General features: G+C 41.6%; 4 protein-coding genes. 2 read left to right on the top strand and 2 right to left on the bottom strand.

Features of this window, described 5'->3' with window-relative positions; translation table 11 throughout:
* On the bottom strand, nt 1-1,323 hold a 1,323-nt coding region (locus ABFQ95_07760; GenBank protein ID MEN8237416.1), incomplete at its 3' end, for an AAA family ATPase.
* The gene (locus ABFQ95_07765; protein ID MEN8237417.1) at nt 1,226-1,927 is read right to left on the bottom strand and encodes a MobA/MobL family protein; all 702 of its coding nucleotides are present in this window, start codon (nt 1,925-1,927) and stop codon (nt 1,226-1,228) included. The genes ABFQ95_07760 and ABFQ95_07765, both read right to left, overlap by 98 nt.
* 470 nt (nt 1,928-2,397) lie before the next feature.
* Between ABFQ95_07765 and ABFQ95_07770 the strand changes: the two genes are divergently transcribed.
* Nucleotides 2,398-2,742, top strand: a complete 345-nt coding sequence (locus ABFQ95_07770; protein ID MEN8237418.1) for a conjugal transfer protein TraD — start codon at nt 2,398-2,400, stop codon at nt 2,740-2,742.
* 377 nt (nt 2,743-3,119) lie between these two features.
* Nucleotides 3,120-4,434 (top strand): hypothetical protein (locus tag ABFQ95_07775; protein ID MEN8237419.1); only part of this gene is annotated, 1,315 nt, incomplete at its 3' end.

Consider the following 4,434-nt stretch of genomic DNA (forward strand, 5'->3'; position numbering starts at 1 on the left):
TGCTGAATGCTCTAATTCAATGCCTCGAAGTTTAAGCTGCTTAATGGCATCATCACGCCAACCTTTCCAAGACTGGAACAAGGGAAAATGTTGATGCTTTACTGAATTGGCAAATATTTTATCTTCTGGAACTCCCTGATGCAGCAGATCACTGCGGATTTGGTAAAAGATATTACCAGCAATACGCCGGGTAATCAGGGTCGCTTGGATCAACTCGGTATTGCTCAGAGTCTCACTCTGTTTGAATCGAGTCACCAAAGGGTGAACTTCAGGTACCAGTTTGATATGACCGCGACTTTGGTAAGCCTGCAATGCAGCTTTGGCTTGCTCGTTGCCAAACTGTTTTGTAGCTTGTCGCTGCCAGTCCTTTTTTTGCCGGATAATATTTTCCAACCTTGCTGGAGGCACACGGTCTAACAACATGCGAAACGGTGGTCCAGCTTGTACTGCTTGCAGTTGACCCTTGTCTCCCACCAGCACCAACTTGACCCCTTGTCGCTCAACGATATTCAGTAAGATGCCCATCTTGCGGCTGTCAACCATGCCGGCCTCATCAACAATAAACACCGAGCCCTTGCCATATTGTTCACGCCCTGATCCAAAGCTGAGAAAAAATCTATCCAAGGTCATGGCGCGAATGCCAAGTTCTTCCAGGTTTTCTGAAGCGCGTCCAGTCGGGGCAAGACCTAATACCTGATAACCGGTTTCCTTCCAAGCATTTGCGGCTACTTTTAAAGCGGTGGTTTTTCCAGATCCAGCATAACCTACCAAAGTCTTGAGTCTTCCAGGCGTGACCAGATGCTCAATGGCAACTTTTTGCTCCGAACTGAGTCCGCCATATTGAGCTAGTTCTTGATCTGCTTCAGCTTTAGCAGCTGCAAGGTGAGGTTTTAAAACCCCATGGCTTTGCCGTGCTGCGATACGCTGTCCTTGTTCAATGAGTTCAGCTTCAATTCGAATCAAGCTGCGGGTGGTGTAGACTTTTTTTTTGCCCTCAGCCCCTTCAGGATCCTGCAACTGCACTAATTCGGTGGAATTAAACACTCGGGCTTGAATTTCTGAAAATACCTCAGGACTATCAGCATAACGACCAATCACCCGCAGGATGTCTTTATCAGTAAAAGTTGACTGATTTTGACTGACCAGCTCTAAGACCAATTCCGGTCGACTTTGGATTTTAAACAGATTGCGCCGACGGATATCTTCAAAGGCAGCAAAGCGGAAACTATCGAGTCCTTTGAGAACCCGTTGCATGACTTTTTTTGAGTTGCGGTTCAATATCAATGCCCCGATCAGCGTAAGATCGATGATCAACCCGTGCATCAATGCCATATTCTTTAAGGGCACAATTGAGATATTCACACCACTTTTCTCGCCACTCCAGCACCAAGTCTTTATGGTTCCAATCACGATTTTTGAGGCCAAAGCCTTCACGAGTGATGTTGCGAGTCGACAACAATACGTGGCAGTGAGGCTTTAATTGTCCAGTTTTTTTATCGACATCAAAATGAAAATTACACACAGCGACCATGCCGCGATTACAGCAGTGATGTTCGACAAACTCCCGAGCCAGTTTGATGTTTTGCTCTTCAGTGAGTTCGCAGGGCAGAGCGAATTCGATTTCACGGTAGATCTGAGAGTCCATTCTACGTTCGAAGGACTCGATATAATCGGAGAATTTTTGCAGTGCGGCTTGACGATCTTTAGGACAACCGCTGTCCAGTTGTGCCTGCCATTGTTTCATAAAATCAGGCACGTGATCTGGCAGCAACAGCTCTACACGCTGTACAGCTTTGTTTTGATAATCGAAAGTTTTGCCAATGCGCTGATCAACCAGTTGTACGCCAGCACGGTAGGCCAAAGCAGAGACACCACTCTGGCCCTTACCTCGGGAAATCGCCTTTACAGTGAAATGGTAGATAGCCACCAATACACCTCATCATCATCGGGATATGCTCCCGGTTGCAGAGGTGTTATTTGTCCAATTCTATGAGGTGTTCTTAATGGAATTTGGCACTTTACAACGATGAAGATTCAACAAAATCGATCAGGTCGAGTGATGGCAAGTACTGGTTTCTCTGGCAAGACTATCTCGAAAATCGATTCAGTCCAGCTCCTGATATTTTGAATTTCATCAACCAAATTCCAGTCAGATCATAGCATTTGATTTTTGGTTTGGGAAGTGACAAGTCGCTTGCGACGGAGCGGTAGCATTCTCCAAGGATTGGAGAATGTGTAAGCGCGCCCTTGAAAGCCTTGACCAGCAAGGCTTTCCGGGAATCGATGCCAAAATCCTTTGGCATTTTTTTTAAAAGCGCAGGGCTGTCGCCCTGCACATTTTATGATAAACTCCAGGGGAGTGATTTAAGATTTCAATATTCAAAGGGAGGAACCCAGATGACCACGAGTAGCAAGCTTCAATCGATTGAGCAGAAAATAACCAAGCTCAAGCAGCAAAAGGAGCAGGTTGCCCGGCAGCACTTGCAAGCGTTAGCCCGGCTTATCCAAAGGTGTGGGTTGGCTGATTTCACCCCGGAGACATTGGCTGGAGCTCTGCTGGAGGTTAAAGATCTCGCACCACAAAAACAGGAGGACTGGTACCGCGCCGGGAAGATGTTTCTGCAACCCAAAAGAACTACAAAAGCTAGGCAACCTGCAAGCCAGATTACACAAAATCATCCAACAGATACACTACGCGCAACATCAGAAAGTTCGGATCATGCAGCTCCAGAAAACATGTAACTCTGATCTGCGTCGTGCTAGAAGTTGCTCCCTTATCCAACTTGGAGGCTTACTTGAGCAGGTTGGCTTGACAGATCTTGTAGGTATTGAATTAGGTCAGAATTTGGCGTTTCCCCATGATCATTTGATTCCTCAAAAATACCCTCTCAAGTGGTCCGAATTATGGGGTGCATATTAATATTACATTGCAACATATTACAGAATTTCAAATTCCGTAAAAATTACGTACGAAGCTATATTACGTAATTTTTTGGGATCCAAGTTAAAAACTTTTTTCCTTAGGATTAAGAAAATAGCGGCACGGCCACTTTTTCAAATAAATTGCCTAACTGCTATTAATTAAGACCTTGTGAATTTAAAATAAAAGGAGACCATAAATGAAAACCTTTAAACATTCTTTAAAAATGAAATCAGCAATTCTATTATCCCTTTTGACTACACCATCATTGACACTTGCCACTTCAATGATAGAGCCAGAAACCTCTGTGCAACATAGTCAACAGTTAAATCAAGATACGATAAATTTTGAGGATTTGCGTAAGACTTTAAGCTCTATTGATGAGGTTATTCCAACAGAGCAAAAACAAGCTGTTATGATTATTGGGCTTAAGGGCACAGGCAAGAGTACACTGTTTAATATGTTGCAATTTGAAGGAGATGAAAGTGGTATCACTTATTATTACAATGATTCTCATGATGTTGAGTTTGAGCGTCAAGATGGAAAGAAATTTCTCAGTGCAATTGGGGCAGGTTCATTATCGAAAACAAAAATTCCCATTATGGGAAAGCAATATTGGGATTGTCCTGGTTTTGAACATACTGGAGATGCTATACAGTCTATATTAAATGCTTATTCTATTCATAGACTTTTTAAACATACATCCAAAATTAAAATTATTTTAACTTCAAGCTGGGGGGACTATGATAGCGGAAGATCTGCTAATGTTTTAATGGTCATGAAGCGTTTGGGGGAAATTTTTAGCCAGAATCCAGATAAACTTGAAAATGGCCTTTGCATGGTGGTGAGCAAATTTTCTCCAGACTTAGAGCATGATAAAGCTATTAAGGTCATGAAAGTAAAATTAAAAAAGCTTTATAATGAACAAGAAGAACTTATAAACGAAAATAGTCTTAAAATTCTTTTAAACCTTTCTGATTTGCAAAAAAATAACATCGGCATTTTTAGAGTGCCTACATATTTGGGAATTAAATCACTTGTTGATGTTCAAGAAAGAAAAAATATAGAATCTATTCTTGAAGCTGTTGATTTTATGGAAGGACTAACTCCCAAATTGAGTCTAGATCCAAATGCTAAGTCTATTTTAAAAGATTTTCATAGTAAAACAATTGTTGGTCTTAATAATGGCTTTGAAAACTTCTACAAGTTTATGGGAAAGTATATTCAGCAATTTGTTGTTCACACGAATCTCAACAATTCTAGTGCTATCAGGAATTTTTTTGACCAGACTACAATAGCGTTAGAAAACGTTGTATCAAATGGCAAACTTAATAATTTTGTTACTACCCTTGAGAGTTTTCTTGATCAGACAAAATCTATATTTCTTAGGGACGAAGCAGAAAACATAAAGTTAGCTCGTATCTTCTCCATATCTCCGGGTACCCCCATAATAGATGCCCCACATTTCAAAAAAAGTTGCATTTTTTTCAAAATAGTTCTTGACAGCATTTTAG

Source organism: Pseudomonadota bacterium (genome assembly GCA_039714795.1).
Taxonomy (GTDB): domain Bacteria; phylum Pseudomonadota; class Alphaproteobacteria; order JAGOMX01; family JAGOMX01; genus JBDLIP01.